This is a genomic window from Priestia sp. JNUCC 25 (assembly GCF_053667915.1).
The window spans coordinates 3,654,524-3,669,900 of record NZ_CM132211.1; the positions used below are offsets into that span (position 1 = coordinate 3,654,524).

20 protein-coding genes and 1 riboswitch are annotated in these 15,377 nt (G+C 38.5%); of the genes, 7 read left to right on the forward strand and 13 right to left on the reverse strand.

What is annotated here, in order from left to right; all coding sequences use genetic code 11:
• The first annotated feature begins 111 nt into the window (after nt 1-111).
• Together JNUCC25_RS19245 and JNUCC25_RS19250 are read left to right on the forward strand one after the other, a co-directional pair.
• Nucleotides 112-837, forward strand: a complete 726-nt coding sequence (locus tag JNUCC25_RS19245; RefSeq protein WP_078082101.1) for an AbrB/MazE/SpoVT family DNA-binding domain-containing protein — start codon at nt 112-114, stop codon at nt 835-837.
• A 249-nt stretch (nt 838-1,086) separates the two neighbouring features.
• The gene (locus tag JNUCC25_RS19250) at nt 1,087-1,821 is read left to right on the forward strand and encodes a class I SAM-dependent DNA methyltransferase (protein ID WP_029323706.1); all 735 of its coding nucleotides are present in this window, start codon (nt 1,087-1,089) and stop codon (nt 1,819-1,821) included.
• Nucleotides 1,822-2,027: 206 nt separating this feature from the next.
• On the opposite strand, the gene JNUCC25_RS19255 is transcribed toward JNUCC25_RS19250, so the two are convergent.
• The gene (locus JNUCC25_RS19255; RefSeq protein ID WP_078082102.1) at nt 2,028-3,578 is read right to left on the reverse strand and encodes an ABC transporter substrate-binding protein; all 1,551 of its coding nucleotides are present in this window, start codon (nt 3,576-3,578) and stop codon (nt 2,028-2,030) included.
• Nucleotides 3,579-3,783: 205 nt separating this feature from the next.
• On the opposite strand from JNUCC25_RS19255, the gene JNUCC25_RS19260 reads away from it, so the two are divergent.
• Nucleotides 3,784-5,280: a gluzincin family metallopeptidase gene (locus tag JNUCC25_RS19260; RefSeq protein ID WP_078082103.1), complete on the forward strand. Its 1,497-nt coding sequence runs from the start codon at nt 3,784-3,786 to the stop codon at nt 5,278-5,280.
• Nucleotides 5,281-5,482: 202 nt separating this feature from the next.
• Here the strand turns inward: JNUCC25_RS19260 and JNUCC25_RS19265 are convergent, their stop codons facing one another.
• The 4 genes from JNUCC25_RS19265 to JNUCC25_RS19280 form a co-directional block, all read right to left on the reverse strand.
• Complete coding sequence (locus JNUCC25_RS19265) at nt 5,483-5,836, reverse strand: DUF2294 domain-containing protein (protein WP_013058527.1); 354 nt, start codon at nt 5,834-5,836, stop codon at nt 5,483-5,485.
• Nucleotides 5,829-6,260, reverse strand: coding sequence for a phosphate-starvation-inducible protein PsiE (locus JNUCC25_RS19270; protein WP_029323713.1), 432 nt, complete (start codon nt 6,258-6,260; stop codon nt 5,829-5,831). The genes JNUCC25_RS19265 and JNUCC25_RS19270 overlap by 8 nt, the downstream gene beginning before the upstream one ends.
• 346 nt (nt 6,261-6,606) lie before the next feature.
• A complete protein-coding gene (locus JNUCC25_RS19275; RefSeq protein ID WP_013058529.1) occupies nt 6,607-7,485 on the reverse strand; it encodes a 5'-methylthioadenosine/S-adenosylhomocysteine nucleosidase in 879 nt (292 codons plus the stop codon).
• A 156-nt stretch (nt 7,486-7,641) separates the two neighbouring features.
• Nucleotides 7,642-7,745: riboswitch (purine riboswitch) on the reverse strand.
• Between the two features lie 190 nt (nt 7,746-7,935).
• Complete coding sequence (locus tag JNUCC25_RS19280) at nt 7,936-8,946, reverse strand: aldo/keto reductase (protein ID WP_063672497.1); 1,011 nt, start codon at nt 8,944-8,946, stop codon at nt 7,936-7,938.
• Between the two features lie 306 nt (nt 8,947-9,252).
• Here JNUCC25_RS19280 and JNUCC25_RS19285 point away from each other — a divergent pair, with 306 nt between their 5' ends.
• Entirely contained in the window at nt 9,253-9,492 is a 240-nt protein-coding gene (locus JNUCC25_RS19285; protein ID WP_064472024.1) for a hypothetical protein, read from the forward strand.
• Between the two features lie 130 nt (nt 9,493-9,622).
• Entirely contained in the window at nt 9,623-10,264 is a 642-nt protein-coding gene (locus JNUCC25_RS19290; RefSeq protein WP_029323720.1) for an MSMEG_1061 family FMN-dependent PPOX-type flavoprotein, read from the forward strand.
• 11 nt (nt 10,265-10,275) lie between these two features.
• Here JNUCC25_RS19290 and JNUCC25_RS19295 read toward each other — a convergent pair whose 3' ends face one another.
• The 4 genes from JNUCC25_RS19295 to JNUCC25_RS19310 all read right to left on the reverse strand — a co-directional run bounded on the left by JNUCC25_RS19295 (nt 10,276) and on the right by JNUCC25_RS19310 (nt 12,016).
• Nucleotides 10,276-10,443: a hypothetical protein gene (locus JNUCC25_RS19295; protein WP_013058533.1), complete on the reverse strand. Its 168-nt coding sequence runs from the start codon at nt 10,441-10,443 to the stop codon at nt 10,276-10,278.
• A complete protein-coding gene (locus JNUCC25_RS19300; RefSeq protein ID WP_029323722.1) occupies nt 10,427-10,909 on the reverse strand; it encodes a DinB family protein in 483 nt (160 codons plus the stop codon). The genes JNUCC25_RS19295 and JNUCC25_RS19300 overlap by 17 nt, the downstream gene beginning before the upstream one ends.
• A 2-nt stretch (nt 10,910-10,911) precedes the next feature.
• Nucleotides 10,912-11,430, reverse strand: a complete 519-nt coding sequence (locus JNUCC25_RS19305) for a GNAT family N-acetyltransferase (RefSeq protein ID WP_064472025.1) — start codon at nt 11,428-11,430, stop codon at nt 10,912-10,914.
• A 64-nt stretch (nt 11,431-11,494) separates the two neighbouring features.
• Nucleotides 11,495-12,016: a hypothetical protein gene (locus JNUCC25_RS19310; RefSeq protein WP_064472026.1), complete on the reverse strand. Its 522-nt coding sequence runs from the start codon at nt 12,014-12,016 to the stop codon at nt 11,495-11,497.
• Between the two features lie 222 nt (nt 12,017-12,238).
• Here JNUCC25_RS19310 and JNUCC25_RS19315 point away from each other — a divergent pair, with 222 nt between their 5' ends.
• Nucleotides 12,239-12,433 carry a hypothetical protein gene (locus JNUCC25_RS19315; RefSeq protein ID WP_223268982.1) on the forward strand — a complete coding sequence of 65 codons (195 nt, stop codon included), beginning with the start codon at nt 12,239-12,241 and terminating at the stop codon, nt 12,431-12,433.
• A gap of 18 nt (nt 12,434-12,451) precedes the next feature.
• On the opposite strand, the gene JNUCC25_RS19320 is transcribed toward JNUCC25_RS19315, so the two are convergent.
• Entirely contained in the window at nt 12,452-12,610 is a 159-nt protein-coding gene (locus JNUCC25_RS19320) for a hypothetical protein (RefSeq protein WP_013058537.1), read from the reverse strand.
• A gap of 62 nt (nt 12,611-12,672) precedes the next feature.
• On the reverse strand, nt 12,673-12,843 hold the full coding sequence (locus tag JNUCC25_RS19325) for a hypothetical protein (protein WP_013058538.1): 171 nt from the start codon (nt 12,841-12,843) through the stop codon (nt 12,673-12,675).
• A gap of 185 nt (nt 12,844-13,028) precedes the next feature.
• Here JNUCC25_RS19325 and JNUCC25_RS19330 point away from each other — a divergent pair, with 185 nt between their 5' ends.
• Nucleotides 13,029-13,415: a MerR family transcriptional regulator gene (locus JNUCC25_RS19330; RefSeq protein WP_013058539.1), complete on the forward strand. Its 387-nt coding sequence runs from the start codon at nt 13,029-13,031 to the stop codon at nt 13,413-13,415.
• Between the two features lie 36 nt (nt 13,416-13,451).
• On the opposite strand, the gene JNUCC25_RS19335 is transcribed toward JNUCC25_RS19330, so the two are convergent.
• Together JNUCC25_RS19335 and JNUCC25_RS19340 are read right to left on the reverse strand one after the other, a co-directional pair.
• On the reverse strand, nt 13,452-14,414 hold the full coding sequence (locus tag JNUCC25_RS19335; RefSeq protein ID WP_014458714.1) for an aldo/keto reductase: 963 nt from the start codon (nt 14,412-14,414) through the stop codon (nt 13,452-13,454).
• A gap of 226 nt (nt 14,415-14,640) precedes the next feature.
• Nucleotides 14,641-15,321 (reverse strand): CPBP family intramembrane glutamic endopeptidase, encoded by a 681-nt coding sequence (locus JNUCC25_RS19340; protein WP_029323728.1) that lies wholly within the window; start codon nt 15,319-15,321, stop codon nt 14,641-14,643.
• Nucleotides 15,322-15,377: the final 56 nt, after the last annotated feature.

Consider the following 15,377-nt stretch of genomic DNA (forward strand, 5'->3'; position numbering starts at 1 on the left):
TCTGTAGGATGAATAAATACTCATTTGCTTCATTTGACAAAGAAATAAATGCTGTGTAATTTAAGTAACATACCCCATCTAAAATGTTTTTAGAAAGGATTAAGTAGCAAGATGCGTACAAAAAAAGAAGAGTGTATAATTGACGAAATGGGAAGAGTATCCCTTCCTTCTTTGTTTATGCAACTAACAGAACTCGAGACGAACGACAAAGTTTTTTTACGGAGCTGTGATGATTGGATTATTATCGATCATCATGATGAAAATGTCCCCGTTCCTTCTCATATCTTCATTCGAACAATTGACCATATAGGTAGAATAGTCATTCCAAGATCCCTGCGAGATGACTATGAACTTAAGCCCTTTGATTATGTAGAACTATACGTGGTAGAACAGCAAATTGTTATGAAAAAAAGAGACGAAAAATCGATAGCGCTTTCACGAAAACCTGCGGCGTCTCCTCCTTATTATGCAACATTAACTGGACGGCAGATTCAGCTCACCTCTGAACTTTTAGCGTCAGTCGAATTGGATGCAAACATGGAGGTCCAATTTTTTATTAACAAAGAAAATAACATTGTGATTCAAAAATATGAAATGAGTTTTGGTAAGAAAACGACTTTAACATTTACGGCTCAATCTCGAAAAATTGATGACCGTTTTCGACTTACTATTCCTAAAAAGCTGCGAGATGATTTCTCCATCCACTCAGGTACGATGTTAAAAATAAAGACAGGTAATAAGCAGCTAATTTTAGAAAAAGTGGAGAACGAAAAAGAGATTAACAGCGTATTATCTCAGCAAATAGACGCAGCAATTGTTGAAAAATTATCGAAATAAGAACGACGCCAAAACAAATGGTTCCCTACGACTTCAAAGCAAAAGCTAAGAGTTACGCATAGAGTGACCCTTTCTATACCCAACTCTTAGCTTTTAGACTTATCTTCCATAAACGTGTACAAGCCGGTTACTCCACATGATAGCACTATCTCCAAAATAAAACATCATTTCCACATCTATCAAAATCATTGTAAATAATTTGAATATATGATTATAATGAGGTACTTTGCATAGAGGAGGCTGATTTAGTTGAAAATCTCAACAGGAGCTGAATTTTACGATAATGACGAGGCGTTTTTGGCCTATACAAAACACCGGCAGCAAAAAGAAAATGCCAACGATACGATTGAAAAACCCGCTATTTTACAGCTTCTAGGTGATGTTACAGATGCAAACGTTTTAGATTTAGGGTGCGGAAACGCTGGATTTGGCGCGGAGCTTCTGGAACAAGGATGTTTCTCCTATACCGGAGTAGACGGCTCGATCAATATGATAAATGCGGCTCAGCAACAGCTTTTAAACTATCCAAATGCAAGAGTGCTCCATGAATCGATGGAGCATTATACTCCACCACGCACCGAATACGATTTGGTTACTGCAAGACTGTCTCTCCACTACATGGAAGACTTAGCCTCCATTTTCACTAAAGTGAATCAAGCACTCAAACCTGAAGGAAGATTTATTTTTTCCGTTGAACACCCAGTCATTACTTCCACTTTGCAGCCTTCCGCTCTGCGCACAAACTGGACGGTGGATAACTACTTCTCAATGGGATTCCGTCAGCAGCACTGGATGGGCGGATACGTTCAAAAGTATCATCGCACGCTTGAAGAGTACTTTTCTTTGATGCAGCAAAGCGGCTTTACGGTCACAAACTTAAAGGAAGCGTGCCCTCAACAAGAACACTTTGACAATGTTGAAACTTACGAGCGGCGAATGCGTATTCCTTTGTTTTTACTAATGAGCGGCGTGAAAAACAGATAATCGAAAGAAATTGAGACATGACGAAACCAACAGCTAGATGCTGCTACATACATGAAACCTACCCATTACAAAAAAATCCGAACGATGAAGATTCTCCACCAAGAATCTTCATCGTTCGGATTTTCCTTTAACTAAAATACTCTTTGTCCCAGCCGCTTTCGTAACTTTTTTTGTATAAAACCACTTTTACTCGTTCTTACATTATGTTATTTATTCACGCTCACGTTATAAAATACAGGTCCTAAGTTAAAGTCATAGCCTTTTACATTTGTAGATACCGCGTTAATGTTGACTTTATGACCAATTAACGTAAACGGAAGCTCCTCCCATACGTATTTCTGCGTAGCATCAATAGCTGGTCGTGCATCTTTTACAGAAGCAGCCGCTTTGATTTTATCTAAGTATTTTGTTGATTTTTCAACCGGTGCTCCTCCTGACGTCCAAAATCCTTGAAAAATGGTTGAACGCGCCGCCCAGTCTACGGGGTAAATATCCCATGCTTTAGGGTCATTTACTTTATCTGTAAACGTTGCCCAGTCATACACTTCTAGCTTTACTTTCACACCGATTTTTTCAAGCTCTTGCTGCACGATAACAGCCGTATTGTACTGATCTTGATAATCGCGTGAAGTTAAAAGACGCAGTTCCTGCCCGCTGTATCCAGCTTTTTTTAAATAGCTTCTTGCTTTCTTTTCATCATGCTGATTGTACTCTTCTTTTCCTGCTTCACTGTAATAGTTCGGAAACTTTTTATTGACAATCGATGAAGTCAGTTCATAATAATCGGAATCGCCGTATGAACTTGATAAAATATCTTTTGCATTAATCGCGGCATTTACGGCTTTTCTAGCATTTAAATCGCTAAAGAACCCTTCTTGTGTATTATAAAATAAACCAATGAATCCGCCTGGAGCCAGCTTGTTCTTAACGTTTTGCGTACTTTCAATTTGAGCCGCATTGTCGCTTGAAACACCTAAGGCAATGTCAAACTGTCCAGCTGTAATGCCTGAAATTCTAGTAGATTCATCGCTTAAAAAGCTAATTTTAATTTCATCTACGTGAGGTGTCTTTTTAATTTTTCGTCCTTTTGAAGAATAATCTTTAAACCTCTCTAGCGTGATATATTGATTCTTTTTCCATTCCTTCACTTTAAATGGTCCTGTACCAACGAACTCAGTAGCTCCTTCAGCAGGTGCTTTTTCGATGATTTCTTTTGGAAAAATAGCGGCTGCTGGAATTGGATCTGCTAGTAGTGCCAGTGTATTCACATTTGGTGTTTTCAAATGAAGCTCAACCGTATAGTCTCCTGTTTTCTTAACCTGGGCACCAACAAAGTTTGTTTTACCAAGTGAAGATAGCTTGATCCAACGGTTAATCGAAGCTTCTACATCGTCCGCCGTCATTTCTTTGCCGTTATGAAACTTTACCCCTTTTCGCAGCTGAAACGTGTAGACTTTTTTATCTTCGCTTATGTCAATCTTTTCTGCTAAATCAGGCTCTACATTACCTTTGCTATCAAAAATAACGAGTCCTTCGTAAATATTTCGCGCCGCATCTTTAACCGAAGAATTCCCTGTAATTTGAGGATCTAAAGTCGTTGGCTCGCTTTGAAACGCAATGTTTAGCGTACCTCCGTCTTTTTGAGCGGCACTGGTGCTTTTATTCCCTGAGCTCGCTTGATTATTGCTGCAACCTGCGACAAATAAAGCAATCACAATAAATAATAACCATTTTACCTTAACCTGTTTCAACGTCATTCCCCCAATGTTTAAAATCGCTTTTTAAAACCCACTATTTTTGTAAGGTTAGTATGAATATTAACCATCCTACCACCTTTCCATTTGTTTGTGAAATTAGCAAAATTAAACTATTTCTTTACGATTACTGATTCAATTTGTCTTGTTTCAATTCTTAATTCTTAGTATGTTTATAAGTAAAGTATTTTATCTAAAGGAGGATATTATGAACTCTGCCATCCGTCTTCATACTAAAGAACATATTGCAACGATCGAACACTACAAACAAGCTTTATCTCTCCTATCCTGGGACGCAAAAACATCTGCTCCCCCTAACAGTCAAAAGCAGCACGCAACCATTCAAGGCACGCTTTCCAAAGAGCTTTACCTGCTCCAAACAGATCCAGCCTTCGCAAAAGAGTTGCAGCAGCTTCAAGAACAAAATCTAAATCAACTACAGCAAAAACAAGTACAGCACTATTGGAACATCTATCAAAAACTTTCCGCTGTACCGCTAGAGGATTATTATCAATTTTCCGTTTTAAAAGCTTCTACTCATGCTCTTTGGTCACAGGCTAGAGAGCAAAATGAATTTAAGCTCGTCGAAGACAACCTGCAGCAGCTGATTCATATGCATAAAAGATTTGCGGAGTACCGTAATCCTCACCTCGCTCCTTACGAACAGCTTTTAGAAGAATATGAGCCCGACGTTTCTAGTGAAACCATCGATTCGCTTTTTCAACAAATTAAAGATGCTATTCTTCCTTTGCTGACAAAAATTAAACGCTCTTCGGTTACACATGATACATCATTTCTCAACAAGCCGTTTTCAATAGAAAATCAGCAGAAGCTCGGAAAACACCTTCTCACTGCTATTGGCTATAACTTTAAGTCTGGCCAAATCGGCACCACGGCCCACCCGTTCAGTGCAGGCATTCACCCTCAAGACGCACGGCTTGCAGTAAGATACGACGAACACAATGTAAAACTGGCAGCTTTTATGTTTTTACATGAAGGCGGACATTCTATCTATAACCAGCAAATTAGCTCCGACTTGCTTGACACAGGGTTAGGCGCATACACTTCTATGGGACTGCATGAATCTCAATCTCTTTTTTGGGAACGTATCATTGGAAAACACGAAGGCTTCTGGAGAAATCACGCTCACTTATTCAAAGAGTTAGAACCTGCGATCTACGGTGATATTTCATTTGAAACTCTTTACTTTGCCTTAAATGAAGTCACACCTTCTCTCATTCGTTTGCAAGCAGATGACCTTACCTATCTGCTGCATATTATCATTCGCTACGAGCTAGAAAGAGATTTATTCGCTGACAAGCTTCGCGTTTCGGATCTTCCTTCCGCATGGAATGCAAAATATAAAGCGTACTTAGGAATCAAACCGGAAACAGACCGTGACGGGGTGTTACAGGACGGCCACTGGTACGGAGGAGCGTTTGGCTACTTCCCTTCCTACAATCTAGGCTTCATTTATGCAGCTCAGCTAAGAGAAGCCGTAATCAAAGACAATCCTGACTTTGATGAAATCATTTCGAGTCAAAACCTATCACTTATAGCAGACTGGCAAAAACAGCATATCCACCAGTATGGAAAACTAAAAACGCCAAGAGAGATCTTAACTAACCTTTCTATAGGTAGAATTGATGCTCAGCCGTTAATTAATTATTTGAAAAAAAAGTATGAAGGGTTATATAAACTTTAACTCTTTCTAGATAAATGTTTAAAAGAAGCTATCGCTGCTAAGCCAAAAGCTTGACTTAGCGACAGCTTCTTTTATGGTTAATAAACCGTATTCCTTTTAAGGTCATACTAATCTTTCCATCCAAACCACAACAGCAAATATCTGCTATGTTTTTGGTGTTTTTGCAGTTCGATTGCTTCGTACGCCAAGGAGTTTATCTTAGTTAATTATCTAACTTTCTATCAAAAACAAAAGTAGTCATCGCAACATCTTCTTCAATATTAATGTCTGAAAAAACTCTTACAATTTTTGCATGAACAAGTTTTTCAAACTTATCTCGTATCTCGGAGCAATCATAAATTTTTTTCACTAGTTCTGTACGTGCCTCATGAACCATCCTTTTGCCTTCAGGAGAAGTTATCATAAATTTTTCTACATTCGTAAGATTGCCTTTCATTTCACTAACAGCCCATGTATCTATAAAACGAGTAGTGATTTCTCTAGGTCCGTTCCCAACCTGCTCTTTACGGATTTCGCGCACCAAATTACTAAATTCATGCTCTCTATTTCTACTCATGCTCAAATTCTCCTTTCATTATCTTCTTATCTTTTTTTGTTAACATTAAATAACTAATTGTTAAAGCGATAATTCCTAACGATAAAAATAAACTTCCAATTTGATAATTGTTATTCACAATGATAAATCGTATTGTGGCGGTAATTCCAATATATAAAAGATAGCTTAACGGGAAATGGCAGCTTTCCTTAAAGTAAGTCATAATCATTGAAACAAAAGCAAAGTATAGAAAGAAAACCAGTACTTTTCCAAGAATTTTATGAACGTTATTATTTCCCGTTAAGGCATCATTCATAATATAAAAAAGCTCTCTTAATAAAAAATAAACAAGTATAAACCCAAGGACAATCAGCGATATATTTAAAATAATTTGATATGTCGTAATTAGATACTTCCTTTTTTTACATAAAAATAGTTTGAACATCTTTGTATCCCTTCCTTTTATCTAACTTCCTTACATTGATTCTATTTATGTTCGTAAAGCGTCCAAAACTTGGTAGCCTGTCTGAGAATCTGCTGCTTTTTTAGTTGTCTCCAGTACCTCCACTCCTCCACAAAAAAACCCATCATAAAGAAATTTGTGCATAGTTGTACAAATTTCCTTATGATGGGTTAACGACTCAGCATTTTTCAATACTTGTTATCCAGCCCGCCATATATTTATATATCATCAAGTCACCAAAGATAAAAAAACATATGTAATGAATTTCTATCAATAAGCTTCTTTTCACTTAATTATAACGCAACACATCAAAACTTCAAACAAAGATTTACTTGGCGTTTGCGCTGATATAGCGTTTAATTACTTCATAAACGTAATCTTGACAAGCGGCTGCTGTGTTTGGATTATATTTTCCATTGTTTACTTTGTTATTAGATAGCACTCTGATACCTAAGAATGGAACGTCATAGCTTCCTGCAATTTGTGCTGCCGCTGCGCCTTCCATTTCTTCTACAGACGTCCCATACTTAGTGTGGAACCACTTAATTCGATCCACTTCGTTATTCCACGTGTCCGCTGATCCTATTGTTCCTTCAACTACTTTACCTTTTTTGTATGTATCTTTTACTGCATTTGCAGCCGCAAGTAACTTCTTATCTCCTTCATAATAGCGAGCTTTTTCAGCATCAGGATCTTCTCCAGCGCTTCCTTCAGAAGCCATTAAATCCATCGGCTTCCAAGCAGTAGGATCCATTCCTTCGCCTTCTTTTTTATCTTCTGTTTTTAAAGAGCCTATGTTTGTTGTTCTCTTCCCTAATACAATATCAAATACGTTCAGGTTTTCATCATGTCCGCCCGATGTTCCTTGGTTGATAATCGCTTTAGGATGGTATTTTTCTATAGCTATCGCTGTAGCAGCTGCCGTGTTTTCCATTCCTTTTCCCGTTTTAACAACAATGACCGGATAATTATCGACAGTTCCTTTGTAAAAAACAAAATTCCCTGACTTTTCTTCTTTTACATTTTCTAATTTTTTAGCGAATTTCTGCGCTTCTATCGGCATCGGCCCTTGAACAATGATAGGCTTCTGGTTTTGTTTATTTCCGGCTTCTTTTTTTGAAGCTGAGTTACACCCGGCAAGTACAGATAGCAGTAAAACCATACCAATAGTAAGTAAAGTCCCTGTTTTTAACATCTTGTTTTTCATAAATCGTTACTTTCACTCCATTTCGTTTTGCTGTTTCATACACTCGATGATTGGACAAAAGAAAAAAACCTAGAACATTTTTGATAGTCTAAGGGTTTTAGAGTCAAAGTATAAGAAATTAAGCACGGCGTAACGCTTATGTATTGATAAACCGAACATTTTTATACTTTAACTCGTAGTCCAGTTCTTTGAATGGGAATCAGGTAGAGACACTCAGACCATATTTCCAAGTATATACGAGTAATATTTTTCACCTTCTAAATGTATCAAATACAAAATGGTTATTCAACATTAAAACGAATATTCCATCCGAAAAATCGTTAAAACGTTCGTTTTTATAGCCGGACATCACTAAATCTTTTATAAACCTCTGTCTCAAAACAAAAAAAGCGTCTCAAAATCGGAACTTTGAGACACTTTTTCTACTTACTAAACATTTATCCTCTAACTTCACTTAACGTTAATTGGCAGCGGTGCATGAGGAGCTACAAGCTTTTGTTCACGCATTTCTTCCCAGAAGGCTGCCGGAATTACTGTGTTTAATGCTGCTTTGTCTTCAGCAATACGCTCTGGACGACTAGCGCCGGGGATAACAGCAGCAACTGCTGGATTAGCGAGTGAAAATTGGACAGCAGCAGCCTTAATGCTGATCTGATGACGATCTGCAATAGCTTTGATTTTTTCTACTTTTGCCATAATGTCTGAAGATGCTTTTTGATATTCAAAGTGCGTACCTCCAGCAAGAACGCCTGAGCTGTATGGTCCGCCGACAACAATGTCCATATTATGCTTTACGGCTTCGGGCATCACTCGCTGCAGCGCACGTTCATGATCTAATAACGTGTAACGGCCAGCTAGCAACGAGACCTCCGGCTTTGCTTCTTCCAGCTCCAGCATGATTTCAATTGGTTCTACTCGGTTTACTCCAAGTCCCCATCCTTTAATAACTCCTTCTTCACGCAAGCGTGTAAGCACACGAAATGCGCCCGTTCGAGCAGACTCAAATTGTCCTACCCACTCATCTCCATAAAAATCTTGCGCGACATCATGAATATACACAAAGTCCAAGCGATCTGTTTTCAATCGGTTTAAACTTTGCTCGATCGAACGAAGAGTTGCATCTGCGCTGTAGTCATTGATAATTTTATTTTTACGGCCAAATTCAAAAAGCCCGCCTTTTTCTCCCATATCACGTAAAGATGTGTCTTCTAGTTCATCTGAAATAACGCGACCTACTTTCGTACTTAGCACATACTCATCGCGATTTCTTTTTGACAGGGCTTCACCAAGGCGCATCTCGGCTAAGCCAGCTCCGTAAAGAGGAGCTGCGTCAAAGTAACGGATGCCGCTTTCCCAAGCAGCATCGACCGTCGCGATGGCCTCTTCTTCTGGAATATTACGATACATATTGCCCAGTGGTGCCGTTCCAAAACCTAGTTTTCCTTGCAGTATCTCTCTCATATTCATAAAACCTCCTGAAATTTTTATACCTCTATTTTAGAAATTGATCAGTATGAAGGTAAACTCAACGACTGATCTATTCATTAAATGTCATATTATCTCCTGACAAAATTTATTATGAAGCATATACACAATAAAAAAAAGTACGCACTTCAAAGTAATATGGGAACTAAAAAGTAACCTACTAAGGAGTAAATGAGCTCTTCAGACTCTCTTTTTATTTATGTACTTTCTACTTCTTACTCATGCAAACAAACATTTTGCATACAATAAGCAGAAGGCTACTTTATAAATGAGGTGAGACTCTTGAGAGATGAATACTTAAAAAAAATTGAAGATAAGCTCGATAAGCTTGATGAAATGGACGATTCCACAATGAAAGAAGAACAAAAAGATGAGTATTTTCAAAGTTTGCTAGATGATATGGATGATTTGTTAAAAGACATGCGCCAGCGAGAAAAAGACTCGAATCATCTTGTCAGCGAACATATGAAAACGGTTAATGACATATTTGATAACGCAATCAAAAATTTAAAAAAAGACTGAAGCTAGCGTTATAACACTTCTACTTCATTTAAATATACTGATTTTTCTGTTTTTCAAATATAAAAATATAGTATTTCATATATAAAAATGGTATTTTCAGTATACGCATACAGTAGGAGTGAAAAGAGGAATGAAAAACAGTCACTTTAAAGAACGAGTAAAAACGAAAGAAGAGCTTCGCCGTATAGTCGGCGCGCCTAACAAATTGGCGCATCAAAAAATAATTCCTTATTTAGATCGACACTGCCGGGAATTTATTAAACATTCCCCTTTTGTCATCATCGCTACAGCTGATTATAAAGGAATTTGCGCCAGTTCTCCGCGGGGTGATCACCCTGGTTTTGTACAAGTCGTCGATGAGAAAAAGCTGTTGATTCCAGAGAGGCGCGGCAATCAAAAAGTAGATTCATTGGAAAATATTTTATCTAATCCTCAAATAGGGCTGCTTTTTTTGATTACAGGCATAGAAGAAACGCTGCGGATTAACGGCAAAGCTTGCATTGTAAAAGAAAAAGCGCTGCTTGAAACAATGGCGGTTCACAATAAAGCTCCGCTGCTCGCTATTGGCGTCGAAGTACAAGAATGCTTTCTCCACTGCAGCAAAGCATTCAAGCGATCAAAGCTGTGGAATCCAGAATCATGGGAAAGAGTCGAAACGCTTCCTTCCGCAGCTAAAATAGTCGCAGAACACGCAGGCTTTTCCACTCTAGAAAGCCGCAACAATCCCAAAGAAAACAAAACCCAGCACCTCTATGAAAAAAAGCCGCTATAATGCGGCTTTTGTCATTTTACCATCAGAAACAGTATACCTCCGGCAATGATCAGAACTGGTAACAAAGCAAGAAGCACGCCTTTTTTTGAACTTTCTATGTATTCATGATCACCATAGGCGCGGCCTGCTCTAAAATCGACTTTCACCTGAGATTCTTCTTTTTTATGTTCTTTTTTCATTCACTTTGCCTCCTAGCGGCAGTTGAGCGTCAATTTGCTTAATATGATGCTCTAAATGAGCAATATAATCTTTAGCCAACCACTCAAGCGAAACGAACTTTCCACCTTCTAATTCAAATTGATACATATACTTTTCTGTCGGTATATGGGAAAGAACGGAAGCAATTTGCTTATTTAAACTGCGCCATAGGGCAACTATTTCTTCCATGGACGTAGCTTGATAGTGCTGCAATTCTACCCATTCATCTTGTTTGTAAGGCGTCAGGGCTAAAGGTGTTTTTTCATGCTGCACGTTGATAAACCGCTGCAAATTGTGAATAGCTGAATCGCATAAGTGACCCGCAATTTCTTTTGGTGACCAATTCTTAGGAGCAGGACGGTTTGACGCCGCTGCTTCAGAGAGTACTTCAAGCTTTTTAGGAAGCTTTACCACCCATTCATTTAACTGAACAATCGTCGTTTCCATGTTCATTTCTCCTTTAAGCACGTTTTTTCAAAAACCTTCCCCATATAATATTCATCGACTGATTTTCCATCTACAACGAGCGAACATATTTTTTTCCCTTCTGTTTTAAAACCCATCTTTTTATACAGCGAAATGGCCGGTTCATTGTGTGTCATAACCGTTAGCTCCACTCGTTTGATGCCGCTCTGCGCTGCCCATTTCTCCATTTCTTCAAACAACGCAGTGCCGATGCCTCGGTTTCCATAAGATTGAAGCACGCCAACAGCTAAGTATACGCTGTGTTTTTTTCGGTTAACGCTTCCGCCAATCACAGATAAATGTCCGACAAGCTGTCCGTCTTGTTCCGCCACTAAAATGGTCGAGTTCGGCATCTTTAAAAAAGTTGTAATCATTTTTTTCTGCTGTTCAAGCGTAGTCGCACGCTCATTTTCCTCGTACAGCATATATGCTGTTTCTCGATCAAGCGCTTTATTTAACGCTAAAAAAGCGGCTGCATCGGAAGCTAAAATTTCTCGAATCACGTTTACCCCTGCTTTCGTAAATAGTAGTTAACTAGAAAAGAACGTTAATAAACGGATGATATCCTTACACACGTGCTGAACGTTTTCCAAGAAACGCAGTGAAGATAAAACATATACTAAAAGCGACGGCTGAAACGAAAAAGCCAAGCATCCATCCTAAAGCTCGCATAAACGTATCTTCATTGGGATACAGAGGCTTAACGCTTAGCCACTGGATCACCATAATCAATGCCAATATTAAATAAAAGCTGCTTCCTGTTAAAGACATTTTAAGACGGTTTTTAAATGACCCTGTCCATGCTGTACTAAGAGCGCGCCACGTGAGAATACTTACAATCGTCGCTAAAAACATAAGAACAAGATGTAAATAAGGGATATCTGTAAACATAAGAAGATAGAGTAAAAATATCGTAGTACCAAAATATAAAGCATTAATGCCAAACAAATAGCCTCCACTCAGCCAATGGTTTTGAAACCACTTTTTCTTGCTGAGACGTTCTGCCATTCCCCTGGGCACCCACAGCGTACGCGAAAAAATAATCATCACCAGCACAAGTACCGTGCCGGCTAAAAAGAATATTAACACCTTTTCATCAGCCTTTCTATTCAAAATAAATATGGTTAATTATACTATTACTAACAAAATTAAACTATTGTTTTCTTTACTAATAAAGAGGCTGAGACAAAAGTATTTTAGGGTAGGAAAATCTGAACGATGCATTGAGATTCTTGGTAGAGAATTAAATTCGTTCGGATTTGTTATGGATAGGCTGAATGTAAGTTTCATGTATGTAGCTGCTTCTAGCTGTTGATTGGAGGGCAAAGCGAAGACTCCTGCGAGAAAAGTGGAACAGGTGAGACCCCGCAGAAGCGTAAGCGACGAGGAGGCTCACCGGCCGCCCGCGGAAAGCGAAGTCTTGCACGGAAATCAACAGCGGTGTCACAAGTAATTCATACGAGCTCATTTATCCTATTTGTCCGTCTTTCAATGGAATTAATTTAGATATGTCTTAATCTCTATTTACATTCTTCCTCCGGTAAACGGATTGATTTCCCCTGTTAAATCACGTCCTGCTTTCTTTTCTTCATGTGCGATGCGCTTGCCAATCGCAATTTTATTCCAAATTATTGGCACCCAAATACAGGCTCCGAACAAAGTCATCCAAAAAAGTTCTCCCATTTCTTCCACCCTTTCATTTTCTGTTTTTATTTTGAAAACAATAAGAAAAGCGTATACGCTTTTTACTCTTGATTTGAATCCTTAATACCGTATGAAAAGAAATAAACCAGGATTGATAAAGCCATTCCGTAAGCAGTCCAAGCCGCTAGTAAAATGGCGTACTGATGATTGATAAAAAAGACTCCGCTTGAAATCAGCAGCAGTATAAAACTAATCCATTTTATTTTTTTCATTACTCTATCTCCTTTACTTAACCTTTTACAGTAAGTTTATTATTGTCTACTTGTTATTACGGACAAACTGTATAAAAGTTCCATATTTTTTTAACAACCGAAAAAGAATTTGATAAAACACTCAACTATCGATTATCATATACCTTAAAGTAAGCTTTACGATTCACAAGTGGGAGTGAACAATCTTGTCTTATAGCATGAAAGAAATGAATAAAAAAACCGGGCTTTCCGCACCAACTTTACGCTACTATGAAAAAGAAGGAATCCTTCCTTTTATAGAACGTGATGAAAACGGAAAGCGCCTCTATAATGATACAAATGTTGAATGGATCCGTTTTATCTTAGCTCTTCGCTCAACGGGCATGCCGCTTGCAGAAATCAAGCGCTATGTAGAGCTCTATAAACAAGGCGAAAGCACAATTAAAGAACGAAAAAACATGATGCTTCATCATAAAGAAGCGGTAGAAGAAGAAATGGCCAAAACGTTTAAATACCTTGAACAAATTAACTATAAGCTCGCTTTGTACGACTCGCTAGAAGCAAAAATAATGCAAAAAGAAATTAAAATTTAAACGCAAAAGTCCGCAGGAGCACCTGCGGACTTTTTATCAATATAGTGAATTCACAGTATTTAATAGCTCTTCTGACCATATCCAATCGCTGATTTCAACTGCATCTGTTACGTGATGCAATTTGCTAGCTCCGATAATGCTTGATGTTACAGCGGGCTGATTTAGCACCCACGCAAGAGCAAACTGAGACAAACTGACTTTATTTTTTTCTGCTAACTTGCGATACTGCTCCACCAGCTGAAAGTTTCGGTCTGTAAAGTAGTTTCGCAGCAGCTTTTCACCATGCGCAGCACGGCTTTCTGGCGGCACGTCATTTGATGTTTTATATTTCCCTGAAAGCATGCCGCGCGCTAACGGACTGTATACCATGACGCCTACACCTTCAGATTGACTAAACGGCAGCAGCTCTTGTTCAATTTCACGAGAGAGAAGATTGTACTGAGGCTGAACTGAAATGAATTTTTCAAGATTCATTTTGTCACTAATATGATGAGACTTTGCGATTTGCCACGCCGCGTAATTGGAACAGCCAATATAACGAACTTTGCCTTGGCGAACTAAATCATCTAGCGCGCGAAGCGTTTCTTCCATAGGTGTATTCGAATCAAAAAGATGAACTTGATAAAGATCAATGTAGTCCGTCTGCAGTCGTCGCAGCTGGTTGTCCACTTCTCTCATAATATGTGTGCGTGAAAGGCCTTTATCATTTTTGCCTTTTCCTACGGCAATTCCGACTTTTGTCGCAAGCACCACATCATCTCTTTTTCCTTTTAATGCACGTCCAATTATTTCTTCAGATTCCCCTGTGCCGTATCTAAACTCTTCATCCTGCCCTTTTCCGTAATAATTGGCTGTATCAATGAAGTTAATGCCATTTTCAATGGCGCTATGTAGAATAGCTGCCGACGCTTTTTCGTCAATCCATCGTCCGAACGCCATGGTACCTAGACATAAATTTGACACTTCCAGACCTGTTTCTCCAAGCTTTCGATATTGCATCGATACCCTCTCCTTTTTATTGCTGTCTTTAATCTCTCTTATCATACACCTTAACGTCCACTTTAAGACAAGCCTTAAGCGTGCGTGCATATATAAAAAACTGCTAGAAACAGCAGTGCTTCTAGCAGTTTTCCGGTTCATTTTTCGCTTACTTTTTTGCAATTCGCTTCTTCAGTAGACATAATATGGTAAGATAAATCATAGCTTACTCGTTATCGAAACTACATTAAGCTGCCGCTGTTAAAATAACGGCGATTCCATTAAAACAAGCATGAATGATCATACTTGGAAGCAACGACTTTGTTTTTTCGTACACCCAGGCAAACACGAGACCTGATAAAAAGTTAACGGGCAAGGTATTGTACGTTGGAATATGCACCAGCATAAAGATAAACGAACTTCCCATTAATCCAAACATAATTCCTCCTTTACGTTTCAGCCATGTATAAAAAAATCCTCGGTAGATTATCTCTTCATAAAAAGGTGAGATTACAGCGGCTGAAACAAAAGCAAGTATAAATGAAAACAGCGACAGGTCCTGCTGTAAACTGTTTGTTTTTTTATTTTCATATGTCATACCAAACCATTCCATGAGCACAACAATTGCTACACTTCCTAAGATCAGCACCAAAAGCCAAAAAAGAATGAGCGGCCAGTAACGCTTTGAAAACGATTGAAAACCAATTTTTCTATCATCAGCCTGAACCATCAGCCAATACAGAGCTGATAAAAACACAGCTGCCATGACAAATCCAGTAGCTGTTCCAGCATAGAGCTCACTTTTAAATAGCGACTGTAAAGCTTGCTGTAATGCTCCTTCAATGAAAACAGGCACAGCAATAAACGTGACCACCAGCATTATTACGAATGATTTTATTGTCCATAATCCTTGATTTTTTTGTTTCAATTTACTTCGCCTCCCTTTTACATATATTCAGTGTAAAAGGTGACGTAACGTTACCT

Bases quoted from the DNA above. Each gene is read 5' to 3' on its own strand.
- JNUCC25_RS19270 (WP_029323713.1), bottom strand. From the start codon at position 6,260: ATGTTCAAACTATTTTTATGTAAAAAAAGGAAGTATCTAATTACGACA.
- JNUCC25_RS19290 (WP_029323720.1), top strand. From the start codon at position 9,623: ATGAAAAACAGTCACTTTAAAGAACGAGTAAAAACGAAAGAAGAGCTT.
- JNUCC25_RS19275 (WP_013058529.1), bottom strand. From the start codon at position 7,485: ATGAAAAACAAGATGTTAAAAACAGGGACTTTACTTACTATTGGTATG.
- JNUCC25_RS19280 (WP_063672497.1), bottom strand. From the start codon at position 8,946: ATGAGAGAGATACTGCAAGGAAAACTAGGTTTTGGAACGGCACCACTG.
- JNUCC25_RS19295 (WP_013058533.1), bottom strand. From the start codon at position 10,443: ATGAAAAAAGAACATAAAAAAGAAGAATCTCAGGTGAAAGTCGATTTT.
- JNUCC25_RS19245 (WP_078082101.1), top strand. From the start codon at position 112: ATGCGTACAAAAAAAGAAGAGTGTATAATTGACGAAATGGGAAGAGTA.
- JNUCC25_RS19265 (WP_013058527.1), bottom strand. From the start codon at position 5,836: ATGAGTAGAAATAGAGAGCATGAATTTAGTAATTTGGTGCGCGAAATC.
- JNUCC25_RS19300 (WP_029323722.1), bottom strand. From the start codon at position 10,909: ATGGAAACGACGATTGTTCAGTTAAATGAATGGGTGGTAAAGCTTCCT.
- JNUCC25_RS19320 (WP_013058537.1), bottom strand. From the start codon at position 12,610: ATGGGAGAACTTTTTTGGATGACTTTGTTCGGAGCCTGTATTTGGGTG.
- JNUCC25_RS19255 (WP_078082102.1), bottom strand. From the start codon at position 3,578: ATGACGTTGAAACAGGTTAAGGTAAAATGGTTATTATTTATTGTGATT.
- JNUCC25_RS19335 (WP_014458714.1), bottom strand. From the start codon at position 14,414: ATGCAATATCGAAAGCTTGGAGAAACAGGTCTGGAAGTGTCAAATTTA.
- JNUCC25_RS19325 (WP_013058538.1), bottom strand. From the start codon at position 12,843: ATGAAAAAAATAAAATGGATTAGTTTTATACTGCTGCTGATTTCAAGC.
- JNUCC25_RS19260 (WP_078082103.1), top strand. From the start codon at position 3,784: ATGAACTCTGCCATCCGTCTTCATACTAAAGAACATATTGCAACGATC.